The organism is Microbacterium album, assembly GCF_014643695.1.
GTDB classification, from domain to species: Bacteria; Actinomycetota; Actinomycetes; order Actinomycetales; family Microbacteriaceae; genus Microbacterium; species Microbacterium album.
In genome coordinates this window covers 97,606-115,385 of the sequence record NZ_BMJY01000003.1, presented here as the reverse complement: position 1 = coordinate 115,385, position 17,780 = coordinate 97,606, and the positions used below count along the sequence as shown (strand labels likewise).

Genomic DNA, 17,780 nt, shown 5'->3' with positions numbered 1-17,780 from the left:
CCGGGCGAAGCTGGGAGCGTGCTGCTGACGGACGCGATCGACGCCTTCGCGGTGCACCTCGAGCGGGTGCGCCGGCTGTCCGAGGCGACCGTGCGCGCCTACCGGGGCGATCTCGCCGACCTCGCGGCTGTCACAGGCGAGACACGGGTCGACGACGTCGACCTCGAGCAGCTGCGGGAGTGGCTGTGGCACGCGTCCCAGCGCGGCGACGCGCGCTCGACGCTCGCGCGCCGCACGTCCGCCGCCCGCGCGTTCTTCCGGTGGGCTCTCGAGGAGGACCTGATCCCGGTCGATCCGAGCCTGCGCCTGGTGGCCCCCAAGCGCGGGCGCACGCTCCCGCGCGTGGCGACGGCCGACGCGCTGAGCGACGTGCTGCAGCGCCTGGGGGAGAACGCTCGCGAGGGCGACCCCGTCGCTCAGCGCGACCATGCGCTGCTCGAGCTGCTGTACGGCGCCGGGATCCGGGTCTCCGAGCTGTGCGGCCTGGACCCCGACGACCTGGACCTCGAGCGGTCTACGGCCCGCGTCCTGGGCAAGGGCGCGAAGGAGCGGGTCGTCCCCTTCGGCGTCCCGGCCCGGCGGGCGCTGACGAGCTACCTCACCACCGGTCGGCCCGCGCTGGCCGCCCGGGCGACCGCACCGCCACCGGCGCTGTTCCTCGGCGTGCGGGGCGGCCGGCTGGGCCCCCGTGCCGTCTACGACCTGGTGACGCGCCACGTGGGGCCGGCGCTGGCGTCGAGCGCCGTCGGTCCGCACACGCTGCGCCACTCCGCGGCCACGCACCTGCTCGACGGCGGCGCCGATCTGCGCGCGGTCCAGGAGCTGCTGGGCCACGCCAGCCTCGGGACGACCCAGATCTACACCCACGTCTCGTCCGAACGGCTCGCCGCCGCGTACCGCCTCGCGCACCCCCGCGCCTGACGCGGGGTGCGCCCAGGCGGCGCGTCAGCAGCACGGCAGCAGCACGGCGCGCGGCACGTTGCCGAGCAGCAGGAGCGGATTGACGTATTCGCCGTGCAGACGCGCCCCGATGTGGAGCGCGCCGTGGGCCGTGTGCCCGCCCGTCGCCACGCGCCCCACCGCCTGGCCGCGCAGCACCCGGTCCCCGGCGGTAAGGTCGGACGAGACCGGTTCCAGGGTGCTGACCAGCCCGTCGCCGTGGTCGATCGTGATGAGGGGGCGATCCACCACGGTGCCCACGAAGGCGACCGTCCCGTCCGCCGGTGCGACCACCTCCGCCCCCACCTCCGCAGCGACGTCCACACCGCGGTGACCCGGTCCGTAGCGGTGCGGGGGCGCGACGTAGGGCTCGACGATCTGCATCGGCGGCGGCGCGGGCCACCGCCACGGTTCGCGAGCCGCCAGCTGAGCGGCGGCGGGGACCGACCCCTGCGGCGTGCCGCCCGTGGACGCGGTCGGCGACAGGATGAGGACGGCGGCGAGCAGGATGGCGAGGAGAGGACGTCTCATGGAACCAGGGTGATCGCGGGCCCGCCGGGCAGAGACCGCGGAACGGCGCGCGGGGGACAACCCGGCCCGGGTGAGCGCCTGGGGACGAGGGACGGAACGCGCGGTGAACTCCTGCCTTCGCCCGGCGCGGGACGCGGGGGCGCTCCTGATACACTGGAGGTCGCATCCCGAGCATCGGGGTGACTACGCGTGCCCATAGCGGCGCCATCTCCGGATGAGCGTCGTGGCAATCACTCCCATCGGTCCCTCGCAGAGGGTGGGCGTGTGCCGGGCACCAGGCTCGCCGGTCGTCCGACCGGCAGATCAACCGAGAGTGGCGCAATCGACGCCAAGAGAAGGAGAACGGCCATGGCCGTCGTCACCATCCGCCAGCTGCTCGACAGCGGCGTGCACTTCGGACACCAGACCCGCCGGTGGAACCCGAAGGTCAAGCGCTTCATCCTCACGGAGCGCAGCGGCATCCACATCATCGACCTCCAGCAGTCGCTGACGTACATCGACAAGGCGTACGACTTCGTCAAGGAGACGGTCGCCCGCGGCGGGACCGTGCTCTTTGTCGGCACCAAGAAGCAGGCCCAGGAGGTGCTCGCCGAGCAGGCGACCCGCGTCGGCCAGCCCTACGTGAACGAGCGCTGGCTCGGCGGTCTGCTCACGAACTTCCAGACGGTCTCGAAGCGCCTCGCCCGCATGAAGGAGCTCGAGGAGCTGGACTACGACGACCCCGCCGGCTCGGGCTTCACGAAGAAGGAGCTCCTGCTCAAGAAGCGTGAGCTCGACAAGCTGCACAAGTCGCTGGGCGGCATCCGGAACCTCACGAAGACGCCGTCGGCCCTGTGGGTCGTCGACGCCAAGCGCGAGCACCTCGCGATCGACGAGGCCAAGAAGCTGGGCATCCCGGTCATCGGCATCCTCGACACGAACGTCGACCCCGACGACCTGCAGTACCCGATCCCGGGCAACGACGACGCGATCCGCTCGGTGTCTCTGCTGACGCGCATCATCGCGGACGCCGCGGCCGAGGGGCTGCAGCAGAAGCACAACCCCGAGGGTGACGCCGAGCCGCTCGCCGAGTGGGAGCGCGAGCTGCTCGAGCAGGGCACTGACGCTCCGGCCGAGGCCGCTGTCGAGGCTCCGGCCGAGACCGAGGCCCCCGCCGAGACGCCGGTCGACGCCCCGGCCGCCGAGACCACCGAGAAGTAGTCGCCGGATCCGATCGGATCCACCGAACCTGAGGAGCCAGAACCCATGGCCAACTTCACCATCGCCGACATCAAGGCGCTGCGCGAGCAGCTCGGCACGGGCATGGTCGACACGAAGAAGGCGCTCGAGGAGGCCGACGGCAACGTCGAGAAGGCCGTCGAGATCCTCCGTCTCAAGGGCGCGAAGGGCAACGCGAAGCGTGCCGACCGCTCCACGAGCGAGGGCCTGGTCGTGGCGCGAGAGCTGGACGGCAAGGCCACGCTGGTCGAGCTCGCGTGCGAGACCGACTTCGTCGCCAAGAACGACCGCTTCATCGCCCTCGCCGACAAGGTCGCCGACGCCGCTGCCGCGGTCGCCGCGGACTCGGCCGAGGCCGCCCTGGCCGCGCCCGCGGGCGACCAGACGGTCGACCAGCTGATCGCCGACGAGGCCGCCATCATCGGCGAGAAGGTCGAGCTGCGCCGCGTGCGCACGCTGTCGGGCGACGCCTTCCAGGTCTACCTGCACAAGACGAGCAAGGACCTGCCCCCGCAGGTCGGCGTCATCGTCGCGTACACGGGCGACGACGCGGAGACCGCTCGCGGCATCGCGCAGCACATCTCGTTCGCCAACCCGTCCTACCTGACGCGCGACGAGGTCCCCGAGTCCGAGGTCGAGAAGGAGCGCGAGATCGTCACGGAGCTGACCCGCAACGAGGGCAAGCCCGAGGCCGCGCTGCCGAAGATCGTCGAGGGGCGTCTGAACGCGTACTTCAAGCAGGTCGCCCTGCTCGACCAGGCCTACGCCAAGGACGACAAGCAGACGATCGCTCAGATCGCGAGCGCTGCCGGCATCACCATCACGGGCTTCGCCCGCTTCAAGGTCGGCGCGTAACGGCGCATCGAGGGGGCTCGGATCCGCGCGGATCCGAGCCCCCTTTCCGCGCGCCGACACACCGGCTGACCGCTTCGAGGATTGCTCGCCGGATGCTGACCCCGTTGCGGGTAGCGTGAGACACGGCGAGGAGAGGAACGACACGTGATCGATGAGAAGACCGGACGCAGACGCGTCCTGCTCAAGCTCTCCGGCGAGGCCTTCGGCGGCGGGCAGCTGGGCGTGAACCCGGATGTCGTCAGCCAGATCGCCCGCGACATCGCCGAGGCGGCCGACGACGTCGAGATCGCCGTCGTCGTCGGCGGCGGCAACTTCTTCCGCGGCGCCGAGCTGAGCCAGCGCGGCATGGACCGCGGGCGTGCCGACTACATGGGCATGCTCGGCACCGTGATGAACGCGCTCGCGCTGCAGGACTTCCTCGAGCAGGCGGGCGCGGCCACGCGCGTGCAGTCCGCGATCGCCATGACGCAGGTCGCTGAGCCGTACATCCCGCGCCGCGCCGTGCGACACATGGAGAAGGGTCGCGTGGTCATCTTCGGCGCCGGCGCCGGCCTGCCGTACTTCTCCACCGACACGGTGGCGGCGCAGCGCGCCCTCGAGATCGGGGCGGATGAGGTCCTGGTCGCCAAGAACGGCGTGGACGGCGTCTACACCGCGGATCCGCGCACCGACCCCACGGCGACCCGGCTCGACACCGTCAGCTACAGCGACGCTCTCGTCAAGGGTCTCAAGGTGGTCGACTCGACGGCCTTCAGCCTGTGCATGGACAACGGGATCGACATGCGCGTGTTCGGCATGGAACCCGCAGGCAACGTCACCCGTGCGCTGCGCGGCGAGCGGATCGGCACCCTCGTCACCACCTGACCGATCGCCCCCGGCCCGGCCCGTCCGGCGCGGCGGCCGTCCGGCGCGGCGGCCGTCCGGTGCGCGGCATCGGACGTCCCCGCGTCTAGACTTTTCCGTACTACCCCGATGAATGGAGTCACCGTGATCGCGGACGTCCTGGCAGAAGCCACCTCCCGTATGGACCGAGCCGTCGAGGCGGCGAAGGAGGACTTCGCCACCGTTCGCACCGGCCGAGCCAACCCGCAGCTGTTCCAGCGCATCCTGGTCGACTACTACGGCACCCCCACGCCGCTGCAGCAGCTGGCGTCGCTCGCGAACCCCGAGGCACGCACCCTGATCGTGACGCCGTACGACAAGTCCGCGCTGAAGGCCATCGAGGACGCCATCCGCGAGATGCCGAATCTCGGCGCGAACCCCACGAACGACGGCAACATCGTGCGCATCACGATGCCGGAGCTCACCCAGGAGCGCCGCAAGGAGTTCGTCAAGATCGTCCGCGCCAAGGGCGAGGACGCCAAGGTGCGCGTGCGGGGCATCCGTCGTCAGATCAAGGACGATCTGGACGCGCTGCGCGACGAGATCGGCGAGGACGAGATCGTGCGCGGCGAAAAGGAGCTCGACGCCATCACGAAGTCGCACGTCGAGCAGATCGACGAGGCCCTCAAGCACAAAGAGGCCGAGCTCCTCGAGGTGTGAGCGCATGTGTGTCGCTCTCCGCGACCGGTTGAGTGAGGACGCCCCGTGACCGAGTCGCAACCAGACGCCCCCGGCGGCCGGGACCCGGGCGGCGACGAGGGGCACGCCGATCGCGGCGCGCCTCACGGTGAGCACGCGGCGGCGTTCCAGGCCAGGATCCGGGCGGCGCGCTCCGAGTTCGAGCAGCACGCGGCCCAGGCCCGTGACCACTTCGACGAGGCGAACGAGCGCATCAAGCAGCGCACGGGGCGCGACCTCCTGCTCGCGATCGGCATCGGCGTGGGCATCGGCGGGCTGACGCTGTCGGCGCTCGTGTTCGTCAAGTGGGTCTTCGTGATCTTCGCGCTGGCGGTGGTCGCCCTCGCGGTGTTCGAGCTCTCCCGCGCGCTGCAGGGCGGAGGGCGGCGCATCGACCTCGCGCCGCAGCTCATCGCGGTCCCGCTGCTGCTGCTGCCGGCGTACTTCGGTGATCTCTGGTTCCACTGGTCCATGCTGTTCGCCGTGATCGCACTGGTCGTGGTCTGGCGCCTGCTGCGCCAGATGGCCGCGCAGGACGGCCGCGTGTACGCCGACGTGCTGTCGGACGTGCTGGTCGGCGGCCTTGTCCCGGTGTACGTGGCGTTCCTCGCGAGCCTCGCGCTCGTGCTGCTGCGTCAGCCCGGGGGCGAGTGGTGGGTCCTGGCCTTCCTCATCGTCGTGATCGTCGCCGACACGGGGGCGTACGCCGCGGGGCTCGCCTTCGGACGGCACCCGATGGCCCCGCGGATCAGCCCCAAGAAGACCTGGGAGGGCTTCGCGGGTGCGGTCGTCGCCTCGCTCGCGGCGGGCGCCCTGCTGGCTCACTTCATGCTCGGCCTGCCGTGGTGGGCGGGTCTCATCCTCGGGGCCGTGCTCGTGGGGACGGCCACGGCGGGGGACCTCGGCGAGTCCATGCTCAAGCGCGACCTGGGCATCAAGGACATGAGCTCGTGGCTGCCCGGCCACGGCGGAGTCCTCGACCGGCTGGACAGCATCCTCCCGTCCGCGACCGCCGCGCTCGCGCTCCACTATCTGCTCGCACCGCTGGGGGCCTCATGACCGACTCGTCCTCCGTCCAGCGCCTGCCGTTCCCGCTCGCCACCGGGCGCGAGCGGGGTTACGACCGCGACGCGGTCGACGCCTTCCTCGCGCACGCGAGGACCGCCTTCGAAGGGGGCGATGAGGCGGCGCTGGATGCACGCGCCGTCCGCGAGGCGTCCTTCCCGCTGCGGCGGGGCGGGTACCGGATCGATGCGGTCGACGCCGCGCTCGCACGGGTCGAGGACGCGTTCGCGGCGCGGGAGCGCGAGCGTGCGATCGCCGAGGCAGGACCAGAGGCGTGGGTCGAGCGGGCACGTGCCGACGCGCAGGTCATCCTCGAACGGCTCCGGCGCTCTCGGGGGCAGCGATTCGACCGCGTCGGGCTGTTCGCGTACGGGTACGCCCCCGACGAGGTGGACCTCGTCGCCGATCGTCTCGCCCGTTACTTCCAGGCCGGCGAGCCGGTCACGGTCGAGCAGGTGCGTGCCGTCGCGTTCCGCTCGGTGCGGAACGGGTACCGCGAGGAGCAGGTCGACGCGGTGCTCGACGCCGTGATCGACGTCATGCTCGCGGTGCGTTGACGATGCGGGACGAGCCGGACGGCTCCCGTGGCGCGCTCCGGACCGCGACGCTAGACTCGTGGGCACTGTGACTTCCGCCAACGAGACTCAGCCCCGCGCAACGGCGCTCACCCGACGCGACGCGAGAGCCCTGGCAGCGCGGCAGAAGGCCGGTCCCGCCCCCGCGCGCCTGAGCCGGCGACGCGCTGCGCTCAGCGTCTTCTCCGGGGTCGCGGCCCTCGGGTTCGTCGCGGCGTACCTGGTGCCCGCCGGTGCCGCGCTGGCGGAAGCCGTCGCGCCACCCTCCTCGTTCGAGCACGCGGCGGCGGACGCCCAGGCGTACGTCTCCGCCGAAGACCTGGCACATGCCGGGCTCGAGCGGGGCGCTTACGAGGTCTACGTCGCGCCCAAGCCCCCGCCCGAGCCGGAGCCGGAGCCGACCAGCCCGACGAACGGCACGGTCGCGGCGACGGGCGCAGAGGCAGCCCCCGTGCTCCAGACCCCGTTCTACACCGGCGGCGGCTCGGCCTCGGACTGGATGGCGGCCGCCGGCATCCCGGAGAGCGACTGGGGCTACGTCGACTACATCGTGACGCGCGAGAGCGGGTGGAACCCGAACGCGACCAACCCCTCGTCGGGCGCGTGCGGTCTCGTGCAGGCGCTCCCGTGCAGCAAGGTTCCCGGCAACGGGTACGACCCCGTCGACAACCTGACCTGGGGGAACGGCTACGCGGTCGGTCGATACGGAAGCTGGGCCGCGGCCTACGCGTTCTGGACCGCGAACCACTGGTGGTAGGCACGCCGCGATGCCCCGTTCCCGACGCCCTCGCCGCGAGGATCGCGATGACGGGTCGCTCGAGCGCCTGATCGCGGGCTGGCGCCGCACCGAGACCCGGCGTGGACGCGAGTACTCCGTGCAACCCGTCTCCGGCGCGCGTGCGGAGAAGAGCTATACCTGTCCGGGCTGCCGCGGCACGATCGAGCCCGGACGCGCGCATGTCGTCGTCTGGAGCGAGGACGGCGTGCTCGGTCCGGCCGCCGACCTGGCCGCTCGGCGCCACTGGCACACCCACTGCTGGAAGACGTCCTGACCTGAAGGAGACCAGACCGATGGAGATCCGCGGAGCCACGCTCCTTCCCGCGCGTCGCGAGGACGTCGAACTGCGCACGAGCGACGGGCTCACCCTCGTCGGCGAGCTGGCGCTGCCGGCCCACGGCGATCCTGTCGCGACGCTCGTGACGCTGCACCCGCTGCCCACGGCGGGGGGCTTCATGGACTCGCACGTCATCCGCAAGGCGGCCGCGCGCCTGCCCGCCCTGGCCGACCTCGCCGTGCTGCGCTTCAACACCCGGGGCACGTCGTCGCCGCGGGGTACGAGCGAGGGCGCGTTCGGCGACGGCGTCGCGGAGGAGGCCGACCTCGCCGCGGCGATGGATTTGGTGTCGGAGCGCGGACTGCCCGCGCCGTGGCTGCTCGGATGGTCGTTCGGGACGGAGCTGGCGCTCAAGTACGGCCGCCCTCACGACATCCGCGGCGCGATCCTCCTGTCGCCCCCGCTGCGGCGCGCGACCGAGGAGGACCTGCGCGGCTGGGTCGGCGACGAGCGCCCCCTGATCGCGGTGATCCCGGAGTTCGACGACTTCCTGCGCCCCGCGGAGGCGGCGGAGCGATTCGCGCCGATCCCGCACATCCAGCTCATCGACGTCGAGGACGGCAAGCACCTGTGGGTGGGGGAGAAGCAGACGTACCGGGTGCTCACGGAGGTCGTGCGCGCCGTCAACCCCGCGGCGCTCCCGCTGCCCACCGAGTGGCCGGACGACGAGGTGACCGAGCCGTCCTGATCATCGGTCTCGCGCCGTCGCGTCCCGGCGAGGGCGCGCGCCGGTCAGCGCTCGTTCATACGCGGGATGATCACCTGACGGTAGATGATGAGGATGCTCGCCGCGACGGGGATCGCGATCAGCGCCCCGAGGAGCCCCAGCAGCGAGCCGCCCGCGAGCGCGGCGACCACGACCACGCCGCCCGGGATCGAGACCGCGCGGCTCATGATGCGCGGCGACAGCACGTACGCCTCGATCTGCATGTACACGAGGTAGTAGATGGCCGCCGCCAGCGCGGTGCCGGGGGAGCCGAGGCCGGGGATCAGGCACGTGAGCGTGATGATCGTGGAGCCGGTCAGCGTGCCGACGAGCGGGATCATCGAGCCGAGGAATGCGACGACCGCGAGCACGGCGGGGAACGGGGCCCCGATGATCGACAGGAACACGATGCTCAGCACGCCGTTGATGATCGCGAGGCTGACCTGGCCCATGACGTAATAGCCGACGGAGTCGGTGATCTGCTCGGCGAGCGACATGAAGCGCGGCCGCTTCGAGGCGGGCGCGAGCTGATAGATCGCCGCCTTGAGCGACGGCGTCGAGGCGGTGAAGTAGATCGTCAGGATGAGCACGATGAACGCGCCGAAGAGTCCGCCCAGGACGCCGAGCGTGAGCCCCACGACTCCCTCGCCGATCGTGTCGAGATTGCCGAGGAGCCAGCCGTTGACGGTCGCGAAGATCTCGTCGACCGCGAGCGTCGGGAACAGGCTGAGCAGCCACTCCCGGACCTCTGCCGTCCATGTCCCCCGGTCGATGATGACCGTGACCTGCCGCACCAGCTGGGTGATCTGCTGGACCAGGACCGGCAGGATGATCAGGACGATGCCCGCGAACAGGCCCAGGACGGCCACGAGCGTGATGAGCACCGCGGCCCATCGCGGCAGGCGCCGGCGCTCGAACCAGGAGACGACCGGATCCAAACCCAGCGCGATGAACAGAGCCGTGCCCACGTACAGCAGCACCGTGGACAGCGACTCGACACTCTGGATCAGGAGGATTCCGAGTCCGACGCCCAGCGTGGCGACGAGAGCGACCCGGAAGGGGTTGTGGATCTTCAATGGTCCTCCTGAGGGCCTGTCGTCAGGTCAGGATATGAGGTGCCGGGGGCTGAACCGTGCTTCGACCTGCTCCTGGGCAACTTTCAGAACGGTTCGCTAGTCTGAAGTGATGTCCTGCCGGTCCTGGCGGGGCACCACGTCTGTCCGTCGGACCGACGGCTCGGAGCCGCCGGCCCGTCGAGTGCCAGGCCCGCCGGCCCGTCGAGCGGGCCGTGTGAGGAGTCGGATTCGTGCGTTTCGTCTGGGCGGTCGTCGCCTTCGTGATCGCTGCCGCGCTGATCGGCGCGGGCATCGCCCAACGCACGGTGTTCCTGGGACCCGACACCGCCACGCTGGAGGTCGAGGCCGACGCGAGCCAGCCGTACACCCTCATCGACTCCGAGGTCTTCCGCTCTCACACGGGCACGCAGACGCTCGAGATCGCCGGTTCCGAGCGGATCTACGCCGCCTACGGCCGCACCGACGACATGCGGGCCTGGCTGTCCGATGCGCCCTACAACCACGTCACGGTCGACGACGAGGGGAACGTGGGCTCGACGGTCGTGCAGCCCGAGGGTGGAGAGGACTTCCCCGGCCGCGACCCCGAGGGCTCCGACCTGTGGCTGCAGGAGTACTCCGCCGAGTCCGAGCTGACGACGCGGCTGCAGCTGCCCGAGGGCGTCAGCATGCTCATCGCGTCCGACGGCACGCAGCCCGCCCCGGCGGACGTGTCGATCGTGTGGCCCATCTCGAACGCGACCCCCTGGGCGGGTCCCCTCATCGTCGCGGGCGCGCTCATGCTCCTGCTCGGTCTCGTGCTGTACGTCCTGGGCGTGCGTCACCTGCGCCGGTCGCGCGGCCCGCGCCGCAAGGGTCCGGCGGTGCCGCCGACGGAGCCGGTGGCGCTGCCCGCCGGTCGTCGACGCGGCCCCGCGGTCGGTCCCGCCGAGGACCGCAAGCAGCTGACGGGCCCGGAGGGCTCGGACGCCGACTCACAGGACGAGCCCGCCCCCGAAACGGACGGGCCGAGCTCCTCGGGCGATTCGCGCGCGAGCGGCGGCCGCGGACTGCGTCGGCGCGGGGGAAGGGCGCTCGTGGCCGTCCCCGTGTTCGCGCTCAGCGCGGCGCTGCTTGCGGGCTGCTCGCCGGATGTGTGGCCCGAGCTCGGCGGCACGCCGTCGCCGTCGCCGACGCCCACCGTCGTCGCCCCCGAGAACCAGCAGCCGCCCGCGCTCACCGACGCGCAGGCCGAGCGGATCCTCGCGTCGATCTCCGAGACGGTCGCGCAGGCGGACGAGGCGCGCGATGCGGAGCTGGCGGCCACGCGCCTCGAGGGCATCGCGCTCGAGATGCGCGAGGTGAACTACCGCATCCGCGGTGAGGTGGAGGACCACCCGGGCCCCCAGCCGATCCCGGCGGGCTCGCTCGAGATCCTGCTGCCCCAGGCGTTCGACGAGTGGCCGCGTTCGGCCATGGTGATCGTGGAGGCGGACGGGGAGGAGTCGGCTCCGCCGAGCATCCTGATGCTCACGCAGGCCGATCCCTGGTCCAACTACCGCGCGACGACGATCGCCAGCATGGAGGCGGCCGTGGAGATCCCCGACCTCGCGCCGTCGTGGCTCGGGGCCGCGCTCGTGCCGCCGGACTCGTCGTTCCTCGCACTGCCGCCGAACGAGGTGGCGGCCGCCTACGCGGACGTGCTCGCCCATGGCGAGCAGAGCGAGTTCGCCGACCTGTTCGATCTGTCGGGCGACTCGTTCCGCGTCGCGGCGGAGCAGCGTCGCGCGGACACGCTGGCGCACTTCAACGAGACGGGTCAGGAGACCGGGAGCATCGAGTTCCACCAGCGCCCCGGCCCGACGGAGCCCGTGGCGCTCGCGACGCTCGGGAGCGGCGCGATCGTCGCCGTGACGGTCGACGAGATCGAGACCGTGCGTCCGCTCGAGGAGGACGCGGTCATCAAGCTCGACGCGGACCCCGCGATCTCGACGCTCACGGGCGAGACCTCGACCCCGACGGGCGTGGAGACCACCTACACTGACCAGTTGTACTTCGCCGTGCCCGCCCAGGGGTCCACGGAGAGGATCCGCCTGCTCGGCTACTCCTCGGGTCTGCGCGACGCGCGCATCCTCGAGGAGGAGTGAGCGCGCACGCCACAGCAACGATCGACGAATCGAAAGGTGATCGATGAGTGACGCCGCCCCCTCACAGCAGTTGAGCGCCGCCGCCCTGCGGGGTGCCGTCGACCTCTCGGCACTCAAGAACCGGCCCGCTCCCACGGGTTCCGGCGCACCGGCGGCCCCCGCAGGATCCTCTGCGGCAGGGGCCCCCGCGCCGGGCGGAGCGCCGTCGCTCGTCTTCGACGTGACCGATGCGACGTTCGGCGAGGTGCTCGAGCTCTCGCGGAGCGTGCCGGTCGTGGTCGACCTGTGGGCCGAGTGGTGCGGGCCGTGCAAGCAGCTCAGCCCCGTCCTCGAGAAGGTCGTGGCGGAGCTGGCCGGCCGCCTCGTGCTCGCCAAGGTCGACGTCGATGCCAACCCGCAGCTGCAGCAGGCGTTCCGGGCCCAGTCCATCCCGATGGTCGTCGCGCTCGTCGGCGGCCAGCCGGTGCCGCTGTTCACGGGCGCGGTGCCCGAGGAGCAGGTCCGGCAGGTGTTCGACCAGCTCCTGCAGCTCGCCGCGCAGAACGGCGTGACCGGTACCGTCCCGGTGGAGGGCGCGCCCGCAGAGGCGGCGGAGCGTCCGCTGCCGCCGCTGCATGCCGAGGCCTACGCCGCCATCGAGGCCGGCGACTACGATCGCGCGATCGCGGCGTACGAGAAGGCCCTCAAGGAGAATCCGCGCGACGAGGAGGCACAGGCGGGTCTCGGCCAGGTGCGTCTGCTCGCCCGCGCCCAGCGCGTCGACCTGCAGGCGGCGCGCGACGCGGCGGCGGCGAACCCGCGCGACGTCGACGCGCAGCTGACCGTGGCCGACCTCGACATCGCGGGCGGGCACGTGGACGACGCGTTCGACCGACTGCTGGAGCTCTTCGCCGCGCTGCCCTCGGACGAGCGCGGCCCGGTGCGAGAGCGCCTCGTCGAGCTGTTCGGCGTCGTCGGGGCATCCGACCCGCGCGTCGTCCGCGCCCGCGGACGACTCACCTCGCTGCTGTACTGAGGCCCGGTGAGCGTCTACCTCGACCACGCGGCGACCGCGCCGCTCCGGGCCGAGGCACGCGACGCGTGGCTCGAGGCGACGGAGGCCGTCGGCAACGCCTCGTCGGTGCACGCGTCGGGCCAGCAGGCCCGGCGCATGCTCGAGGACGCACGGGAGCGGCTCGCTGTCGTGCTCGACTGCGAACCGATCGAGATCGTCCTGACCTCCGGCGGCACCGAGGCGATCAATCTCGCGCTGAAGGGCCTGTGGTGGGCGCGGCCCGCCGGCCGTGACGCGGTCGTCCTCCCCGACGGCGAGCATCACGCGACGCTCGACGCCGTCGAGTGGTTGCGGACGCACGAGGGGGCCGTCGTCGCTCCCGTGGCGCTCGACGCGCACGCCCGGATCCTGCCCGAGCGCCTCGAGGCGGTGCTGGCGGGCGCGCCCGCGGCCTTCGCGACCGCGCTGGTCGCGAACAACGAGGCGGGCACGATCAACGATGCCGCGGCGCTCGCGCGGGTCGCGGCCGGGAAGAACGTGCCGCTGCACCTGGATGCGGTGGCCGCGTTCGGGCACGTGCCGCTGTCGTTCCGCACCTGGCGCGGCGCACACGACGGGCCGTCGGGCCTGGTCGCGCTCAGCGTCTCGGGGCACAAGGTGGGGGCTCCCGTCGGCACGGGGGCGCTCGTCGTCGCACGGAGCGCCGGGCTGGTGCCGCTGCTCCACGGCGGGGGCCAGCAGCGGGGCCTCCGCGCCGGCACGCAGGACGTAGCCGGCGCCACGGCCCTCGCCGTGGCGGCGGAGCTCGCCGAGCGCGAGCGTGCCGCCGAGACGCGGCGCCTGCGGGCGCTGCGCGATCGGCTGATCGCCGGTGTGCGCGCCGGCATCCCGGAGGCGGTGCTGCTCGGTGATCCCGCGGACCGGCTGCCCGGCAACGTCCACCTTCACCTGCCCGGCGCGGCGGGGGAGTCCCTGCTGTACCTGCTCGACATGGCGGGCATCGCGGTGTCGACCGGCTCGGCCTGCCAGGCGGGGGTGGCCGAGCCCTCGCACGTCGTGATGGCCATGGGGCGCGACGAGCGGACGGCGCGGCAGGTGCTGCGCATCACGCTCGGCCGCACGACCGTCGACGCGGACGTCGACGCTCTGCTGACCGCTCTCCCCGCCGCATACCGCCAGATCGCCGGGCGCTGACCCTTCTCGCTCGCTGCGGTGTCGGAGCGCATGAGCTTCGGACGTCCGGCCCCCGCTCAGATCCCGGTTCCTAGACTGGGGGCATGCGGATCCTGGCGGCCATGAGCGGAGGCGTCGACTCCGCCGTGGCGGCTGCGCGGGCGGTCGACGCCGGACACGACGTGGTGGGCGTGCACCTGGCGCTGTCGCGCGCGGGCGGCACGCTGCGCACGGGCAGCCGCGGCTGCTGCACGATCGAGGACGCGATGGACGCGCGCCGCGTCGCGGACCGGCTGGGCATCCCCTTCTACGTGTGGGACTTCTCCGAGCGCTTCCGCGACGACGTGATCGAGGACTTCGTCGCCGAGTATCAGGCGGGCCGCACGCCCAACCCCTGCATGCGCTGCAACGAGCGGATCAAGTTCGCGGCGCTCCTGGAGCGAGCGCTCGAGCTCGGATTCGACGCCGTCTGCACGGGGCATTACGCCACCGTCCGTGACGGGGCCCGCGGGCTCGAGCTGCACCGGTCGAGCGAGGAGGCGAAGGACCAGTCGTACGTGCTCGGCGTGCTCACCGCCGACCAGCTCGCGCACGCCTACTTCCCGCTCGGGGATACGCCGTCCAAGGCGCTGGTGCGTGCCGAGGCGGAGTCGCGCGGCCTGACCGTGGCGTCCAAGCCCGACAGCTACGACATCTGCTTCATCCCGGACGGCGACACGCGCGGCTGGCTCGCCGAGCGGGTCGGAACCGCCCCCGGTGAGATCGTCGACCGAGCCGGAGCGGTCGTGGGCAGTCACGACGGCGCCCACGCGTTCACCGTCGGGCAGCGTCGCGGCCTCCGCCTCGGTGTCCCCGCGCCGGACGGCAAGCCGCGCTTCGTGCTCGAGGTGCGACCGGTCACGAACACGGTGGTGGTCGGCCCCAAGGAGGCGCTCGCGATCGCGGAGCTCGCCGGCGCCCGCTACACGTGGGCCGGGGCGGCGCCGGAGGACCCGGCGACCGCGTTTGCGTGCGAGGTGCAGGTCCGAGCGCACGCGGATCCCGTCCCCGCCACCGCCGCCGTGCGTGAGGGCGAGCTTGTGGTGACGCTCGTCGATCCACTCCACGGCGTCGCGCCCGGTCAGACCGCGGTCCTCTACGACGGCACGCGCGTGCTCGGCCAGTGCACGATCGACCGCACGGTCTCGGCCGTCCCGGTCGACGCCTAGCATCCGCCACGAAAGCACGTGCTCTGAGCGACGACACGCGATCTTCGACGTGTTGTCGTGCAGAGCACGTGCTTTCGCGCGGGCGGCGGGGGTCGCGGCGACGGGGGCGGCTAGCGAGCCGGAGGCAGGCGCGCAAGCGCCGGGGGATGTCGGGGGCTCTCTTTAGACTGAAGCGGTGGCTGACGGCGAGATGGACGTTCCCGGGGAGGCGCGCGCGGAGCGCCCGATCGACGGGCTGACGCTGGATCAGGCGCGGGCCGAGGCGCGCGACCTGACCGAGCGGATCCTCGAGGCGAAGGACGCGTACTACGGGCGCGACACGTCGCTCGTGGACGACGCCACCTACGACTCGTGGATGCGGCGCCTGGAGGAGCTGGAGCGCGCGCATCCCGAGCTGCGGGGGCAGGACTCGCCGACGCAGATGGTGGGCGCGGCCGACGGCACGGCTCTCGCCACGATCGAGCACGCCGAGCGCATGCTCAGCCTCGACAACGTCTTCTCCCTCGACGAGCTGCGGGAGTGGTGCGCCAAGACGCAGCTCGCCGCGGGACGCGAGGTCGCATGGCTCACCGAGCTCAAGATCGACGGTCTGGCGATCAGCCTGCGCTACGAGAACGGCGTGCTGACCTCGGCCGCCACACGCGGCGACGGACGCGTCGGCGAGATCGTGACGGAGAACGCCCTGCGTCTGGCCGACATCCCCGAGCGGCTGCAGGGCGAGGGGCACCCCGAGATCGTCGAGGTGCGCGGAGAGGTGTTCATCCCCGTCGCCGCCTTCGAGCGGCTCAACGCGCTGCAGGCGGAATACCGTGAGCGCGCCGTGACGGAGGCGCGCGAGCGGGCCCAGGCGCGCAAGGCGGGCCGTGAGTTCGACGAGGCGCGCGCGCAGATCGCGGCGGCTCGGCGGTTCCCGGCGTTCGCCAACCCCCGCAACGCGGCGAGCGGCGGCCTGCGTCAGCTGCTCGACAAGAAGAGCGGCCTCGAACTCGAGGGAGCCCTCGAGCGGATCGGATCGCTGCGGCTGTACGTACACGGGATCGGCGCGTGGCCGAACCCGCCCGTCGCCGCGCAGAGCGAGGTGTACGAGCTGCTCGCGTCTTGGGGGCTGCCCACGAGCCCGCACACGCGCGTGTGCCGCGGCGTGGACGAGGTCGCCGCGTTCGTGGAGCGCTACGGCGCGCAGCGCCACTCGGTCGAGCACGAGCTCGACGGCATCGTGGTCAAGGTCGACGAGCTGGCCCTGCACGACGAGCTCGGTGCGACCAGCCGCGCGCCGCGGTGGGCGATCGCTTTCAAGTATCCGCCGGAGGAAGTGCACACGCGCCTGCTCGACATCGTGGTCTCGGTCGGGCGCACGGGCCGTGCCACCCCGTTCGCCGTGATGGAACCCGCCCAGGTGGCCGGAAGCGTCGTGCGGCAGGCGACGCTGCACAACCAGGACGTCGTCAAGGCGAAGGGCGTGCTGATCGGCGACACGGTCGTGCTGCGCAAGGCGGGCGACGTGATCCCCGAGGTACTGGGTCCGGTCGTCGAGAAGCGGGACGGCACCGAGCGCGCTTTCGTGATGCCCACGGACTGCCCCGAGTGCGGCACGCCGCTGCGCCCGATGAAGGAGGGCGACATCGACCTCCGCTGCCCCAACGCGAAGGACTGCCCGGCCCAGGTGCGGGGGCGCGTGGAGCACATCGGATCGCGCGGGGCGCTGGACATCGAGGCGCTGGGCGAAGTCACTGCGGCCGCGCTGACCCAGCCAGACGTTCCCCGAGAGCCCCCGCTGCGCACCGAGGCGGGTCTGTTCGACCTCACGATGGAGCAGCTCCTCCCGATCGAGGTCGTCGTGCGCGACGCCGAGACCGGCGAGAAGCGCGTCAACGAGCACACCGGCGAGTACGTGCGGCGCGCGCCGTTCCGCCGGAACCCCACGCCCGCCGAGCGCAAGGAGGGCCGCGAGGGTCCCCAGCCGTCGGCCCAGGCGGAGAAGCTCCTGGAAGAGCTCGAGAAGGCCAAGACCAAGGACCTGTGGCGCCTGCTGGTCGCGCTCAACATCCGGCACGTCGGTCCGGTCGCCGCTCGCGCGCTGGCCGCGTGGTTCGGCTCGCTGGACGCGATCATGGCGGCCGACCGGGACGAGCTCGCCGCTGTGGAGGGCGTGGGACCGATCATCGCCGACTCGCTGCGCGAGTGGTTCGACGTCGACTGGCACCTCGAGATCGTGGAGCGCTGGCGCGCGGCGGGCGTTCGGTTCGCCACACCGGGGCATCCGGGTCCCGGCGCCGCCCAGGCCCAGGGCGGCGTGCTCGACGGGATCACGGTGGTCGCCACCGGCACGCTCGAGGGCTACACCCGCGAGGGCGCACAGGAGGCCATCATGCGCGCCGGCGGCAAGGCCGCCTCGAGCGTCAGCAAGAAGACCGATTTCGTCGCCGCGGGGCCCGGAGCGGGCTCCAAGCTCGCCAAGGCGGAGCAGCTCGGCATCCGCATCCTCGACGCCGCGCAGTTCCATGTCCTGGTCACGGAGGGCCCCGGTGCCCTGCCGCCGGCGCCCGACGCGAGCTGAGCCGTCGCACCGCACTTCCGTCCCGCCCGATCCCGTCGCCCCCCTTGGCGATCGCCTCGAATCCTCCTAGCGTTGACGCATCGCT

General features: G+C 72.3%; 17 protein-coding genes. 15 read left to right on the top strand and 2 right to left on the bottom strand.

The genetic code is table 11. The features are described from left to right. The first annotated feature begins 18 nt into the window (after positions 1-18). The gene (locus IEX37_RS05335) at positions 19-921 is read left to right on the top strand and encodes a tyrosine recombinase XerC (RefSeq protein WP_188755215.1); all 903 of its coding nucleotides are present in this window, start codon (positions 19-21) and stop codon (positions 919-921) included. A 24-nt stretch (positions 922-945) separates the two neighbouring features. Here IEX37_RS05335 and IEX37_RS05330 read toward each other — a convergent pair whose 3' ends face one another. Continuing rightward, positions 946-1,470: a murein hydrolase activator EnvC family protein gene (locus tag IEX37_RS05330; protein ID WP_188755214.1), complete on the bottom strand. Its 525-nt coding sequence runs from the start codon at positions 1,468-1,470 to the stop codon at positions 946-948. A gap of 348 nt (positions 1,471-1,818) precedes the next feature. Between IEX37_RS05330 and rpsB the strand changes: the two genes are divergently transcribed. From rpsB to IEX37_RS05285, 9 genes are all read left to right on the top strand, one after another. Then, positions 1,819-2,670 carry a 30S ribosomal protein S2 gene (gene rpsB, locus IEX37_RS05325; RefSeq protein ID WP_188755213.1) on the top strand — a complete coding sequence of 284 codons (852 nt, stop codon included), beginning with the start codon at positions 1,819-1,821 and terminating at the stop codon, positions 2,668-2,670. A 45-nt stretch (positions 2,671-2,715) separates the two neighbouring features. Beyond that, positions 2,716-3,543 (top strand): translation elongation factor Ts, encoded by an 828-nt coding sequence (gene tsf, locus IEX37_RS05320; RefSeq protein WP_188755212.1) that lies wholly within the window; start codon positions 2,716-2,718, stop codon positions 3,541-3,543. A gap of 144 nt (positions 3,544-3,687) precedes the next feature. After that, positions 3,688-4,407 carry a UMP kinase gene (gene pyrH, locus IEX37_RS05315; protein ID WP_188755211.1) on the top strand — a complete coding sequence of 240 codons (720 nt, stop codon included), beginning with the start codon at positions 3,688-3,690 and terminating at the stop codon, positions 4,405-4,407. 123 nt (positions 4,408-4,530) lie between these two features. After that, positions 4,531-5,085: a ribosome recycling factor gene (gene frr / locus IEX37_RS05310; protein ID WP_188755421.1), complete on the top strand. Its 555-nt coding sequence runs from the start codon at positions 4,531-4,533 to the stop codon at positions 5,083-5,085. 45 nt (positions 5,086-5,130) lie between these two features. Beyond that, positions 5,131-6,162, top strand: a complete 1,032-nt coding sequence (locus IEX37_RS05305; protein WP_188755210.1) for a phosphatidate cytidylyltransferase — start codon at positions 5,131-5,133, stop codon at positions 6,160-6,162. After that, positions 6,159-6,725, top strand: a complete 567-nt coding sequence (locus IEX37_RS05300; RefSeq protein WP_188755209.1) for a DivIVA domain-containing protein — start codon at positions 6,159-6,161, stop codon at positions 6,723-6,725. The genes IEX37_RS05305 and IEX37_RS05300 overlap by 4 nt, the downstream gene beginning before the upstream one ends. A gap of 67 nt (positions 6,726-6,792) precedes the next feature. Further along, positions 6,793-7,500 (top strand): aggregation-promoting factor C-terminal-like domain-containing protein, encoded by a 708-nt coding sequence (locus tag IEX37_RS15935; protein ID WP_229663089.1) that lies wholly within the window; start codon positions 6,793-6,795, stop codon positions 7,498-7,500. 10 nt (positions 7,501-7,510) lie between these two features. Continuing rightward, complete coding sequence (locus tag IEX37_RS05290; protein ID WP_188755208.1) at positions 7,511-7,795, top strand: Rv1322 family protein; 285 nt, start codon at positions 7,511-7,513, stop codon at positions 7,793-7,795. A gap of 19 nt (positions 7,796-7,814) precedes the next feature. Then, on the top strand, positions 7,815-8,546 hold the full coding sequence (locus IEX37_RS05285; RefSeq protein WP_188755207.1) for an alpha/beta hydrolase: 732 nt from the start codon (positions 7,815-7,817) through the stop codon (positions 8,544-8,546). Positions 8,547-8,590: 44 nt separating this feature from the next. On the opposite strand, the gene IEX37_RS05280 is transcribed toward IEX37_RS05285, so the two are convergent. Next, positions 8,591-9,640, bottom strand: a complete 1,050-nt coding sequence (locus IEX37_RS05280) for an AI-2E family transporter (protein WP_188755206.1) — start codon at positions 9,638-9,640, stop codon at positions 8,591-8,593. A 230-nt stretch (positions 9,641-9,870) separates the two neighbouring features. On the opposite strand from IEX37_RS05280, the gene IEX37_RS05275 reads away from it, so the two are divergent. From IEX37_RS05275 to ligA, 5 genes are all read left to right on the top strand, one after another. After that, entirely contained in the window at positions 9,871-11,763 is a 1,893-nt protein-coding gene (locus IEX37_RS05275; RefSeq protein ID WP_188755205.1) for a DUF8094 domain-containing protein, read from the top strand. Between the two features lie 43 nt (positions 11,764-11,806). After that, a complete protein-coding gene (locus tag IEX37_RS05270; RefSeq protein ID WP_188755204.1) occupies positions 11,807-12,778 on the top strand; it encodes a tetratricopeptide repeat protein in 972 nt (323 codons plus the stop codon). A gap of 6 nt (positions 12,779-12,784) precedes the next feature. Then, positions 12,785-13,951, top strand: coding sequence for a cysteine desulfurase family protein (locus IEX37_RS05265; protein WP_188755203.1), 1,167 nt, complete (start codon positions 12,785-12,787; stop codon positions 13,949-13,951). 83 nt (positions 13,952-14,034) lie between these two features. Continuing rightward, positions 14,035-15,138: a tRNA 2-thiouridine(34) synthase MnmA gene (gene mnmA / locus IEX37_RS05260; protein ID WP_188755202.1), complete on the top strand. Its 1,104-nt coding sequence runs from the start codon at positions 14,035-14,037 to the stop codon at positions 15,136-15,138. A gap of 190 nt (positions 15,139-15,328) precedes the next feature. After that, positions 15,329-17,695, top strand: a complete 2,367-nt coding sequence (gene ligA / locus IEX37_RS05255; protein ID WP_188755419.1) for an NAD-dependent DNA ligase LigA — start codon at positions 15,329-15,331, stop codon at positions 17,693-17,695. Positions 17,696-17,780 lie beyond the last annotated feature (85 nt).

Excerpts from the sequence above, each read along its gene's own strand:
- IEX37_RS05290 (WP_188755208.1), top strand. The coding sequence starts at position 7,511 with ATGCCCCGTTCCCGACGCCCTCGCCGCGAGGATCGCGATGACGGGTCG.
- ligA (WP_188755419.1), top strand. The coding sequence starts at position 15,329 with ATGGACGTTCCCGGGGAGGCGCGCGCGGAGCGCCCGATCGACGGGCTG.
- IEX37_RS05270 (WP_188755204.1), top strand. The coding sequence starts at position 11,807 with ATGAGTGACGCCGCCCCCTCACAGCAGTTGAGCGCCGCCGCCCTGCGG.
- IEX37_RS05285 (WP_188755207.1), top strand. The coding sequence starts at position 7,815 with ATGGAGATCCGCGGAGCCACGCTCCTTCCCGCGCGTCGCGAGGACGTC.
- IEX37_RS05300 (WP_188755209.1), top strand. The coding sequence starts at position 6,159 with ATGACCGACTCGTCCTCCGTCCAGCGCCTGCCGTTCCCGCTCGCCACC.
- tsf (WP_188755212.1), top strand. The coding sequence starts at position 2,716 with ATGGCCAACTTCACCATCGCCGACATCAAGGCGCTGCGCGAGCAGCTC.
- rpsB (WP_188755213.1), top strand. The coding sequence starts at position 1,819 with ATGGCCGTCGTCACCATCCGCCAGCTGCTCGACAGCGGCGTGCACTTC.
- IEX37_RS05330 (WP_188755214.1), bottom strand. The coding sequence starts at position 1,470 with ATGAGACGTCCTCTCCTCGCCATCCTGCTCGCCGCCGTCCTCATCCTG.
- mnmA (WP_188755202.1), top strand. The coding sequence starts at position 14,035 with ATGCGGATCCTGGCGGCCATGAGCGGAGGCGTCGACTCCGCCGTGGCG.